This is a genomic window from Scandinavium sp. UTDF21-P1B (assembly GCF_040750395.1).
In the GTDB taxonomy this organism is placed as follows: Bacteria; Pseudomonadota; Gammaproteobacteria; order Enterobacterales; family Enterobacteriaceae; genus Scandinavium.
On record NZ_JBFLVD010000028.1, the window covers coordinates 1 to 1,745 of the forward strand.

Genomic DNA, 1,745 nt, shown 5'->3' on the forward strand with positions numbered 1-1,745 from the left:
TCACCTGAGTGCTTTCGTTCAACAGGTCGTAACCGTCCAGAGCCGTACCGCGAATCAGAACAGGCGCGCCCGAATTACCCGCCGTATCAGCGGCTGAAATATACCCATTCTCCCCAACCGCCAGCGGGTTCGGCTCCAGATGCCATGCACCTTTACTGTCCGCCACGGTCACGTGCGGCTTACCTTTCGCATCGATAACCGTCACGGTAGCGCCCGGTTCGGTCTGGCCGCCCAGCCGGTCGGAGTTGTTTACCGAGATCCCCACGTTTGGCGGCAGAGAATCGGCCGCCGTCTCCGTTGCTGGTTGATAGTCAATGGTGGTCGGATCGTCATTTTTCGGTGTTTCCTGCGTCAGGCCGAGGGTTTCGGCCAGATCCACGATGCGTCCCTTAATTGCTGAGCCAGCACCGTCCGCAACGCCCTGATCGGTCCAGGTCACATACAGCTGTCCGCCCTCAAGGAAGGTGGCATCCACTTCAATCTGGTCGCCAGAAGTCAGCTGGTTAATCTGCATCTGCTGCCCAATCTTGTTGCCGTTCGCATCAAAATACTGAGCGTAGATGCCATAGGTACCCACCCCTGGCGCACTGTCGGTTGCCGACACGAACACCACCACAAAGCTACCGTCCTCACGGCTTACCACGATCGGAAGCTGCTGATCCCCTACCGTCGCGGTATTGATCATAAACTCATTTCCCAGCGCATTCCCGCTGGCGTCGAACAGACGTCCCCAGACGCTAAAGCCGGTCTGATCCGGACCGCCGTTATTGTTCGAGTCCCAGGTCACAATAAAGTTACCGTTGCCCAGGGCCGTCACTACCGGAGAAGCCTGATTGTTCCCTAACGTCTGGTTGACCACCACCGGGGTTCCCGTCACGTGGGTAGCCGGATCGTAAAGCACAACCGTGGCATCGTAGCCATTCCCTTTCGTGGTATAGGCAATCGCCACCCGGCCATCCGCCAGCGTTGTTACCGTCGGTAACGGATTCCAGTCCCCTACGAAGGCATTCCAGATATTTGGCGTACTCAGCATCGTCGTCGCCAGCACCGTCTGGGCCGTAACCGGCTCACCGTCAGCGTTATACTGGCGACCATAAATCTGCCATGTATTGTTTACGGAGGCCTGCCAGACCACCATATAGCCGCCATCGGCCAGGGTAGTAATCACCGGGCTGGTCTGATTATCTGCCCCACTTCCGGTGTTCACGTTGAACTCAGCCCCCGACGTGATTACACCGTTAACCTGAGAGTGTTCGTCCCGCGTATAGGAGAAAGTCTGCCCCTTGATATAAACACCGCTGCTCCAGACCACCTGGAAATTGCCGTTCGGCAGTACCGTCACCTGCGGCGTAAGCTGATCCCCCGCCGTGGTGGCGTTAACCGTAAACTCGCTTCCAACAGGCTGGCCCTTCGCATCCAGCATCTGTCCTTTAATGCAGGTGCCCGAGCCGTCACCGGTCGTGGACTGCCAGACCACAATGGAGCCGCCGCCGGGCAGTGCCGCTACGGAAGAGTGCGTCTGATCCCCGGCCTTCGCGGTATTAACCGTAAACTCTGAGTAGTAGGAAGCATCCGGGTTCACCACGATCCCTTCCACGCCCATACCGCTTCCGTCAACGTTGTCGGACTGCCAGGTGATGTACACATTGCCGTCCGCCATCAGCGTGGCATCCAGGATGTGGGTTACATCTATGGCGTCACCGCCGTATCCCTGATTGCCCTGAGTGGTGGTGTTGACAATAAAC

1 protein-coding gene is annotated in these 1,745 nt (G+C 57.8%); it reads right to left on the reverse strand.

Annotated features, from left to right (window positions below; translation table 11 throughout):
* Positions 1-1,745 (reverse strand): Ig-like domain-containing protein (locus tag AB1287_RS19715; protein WP_435618842.1); only part of this gene is annotated, 1,745 nt, incomplete at both ends.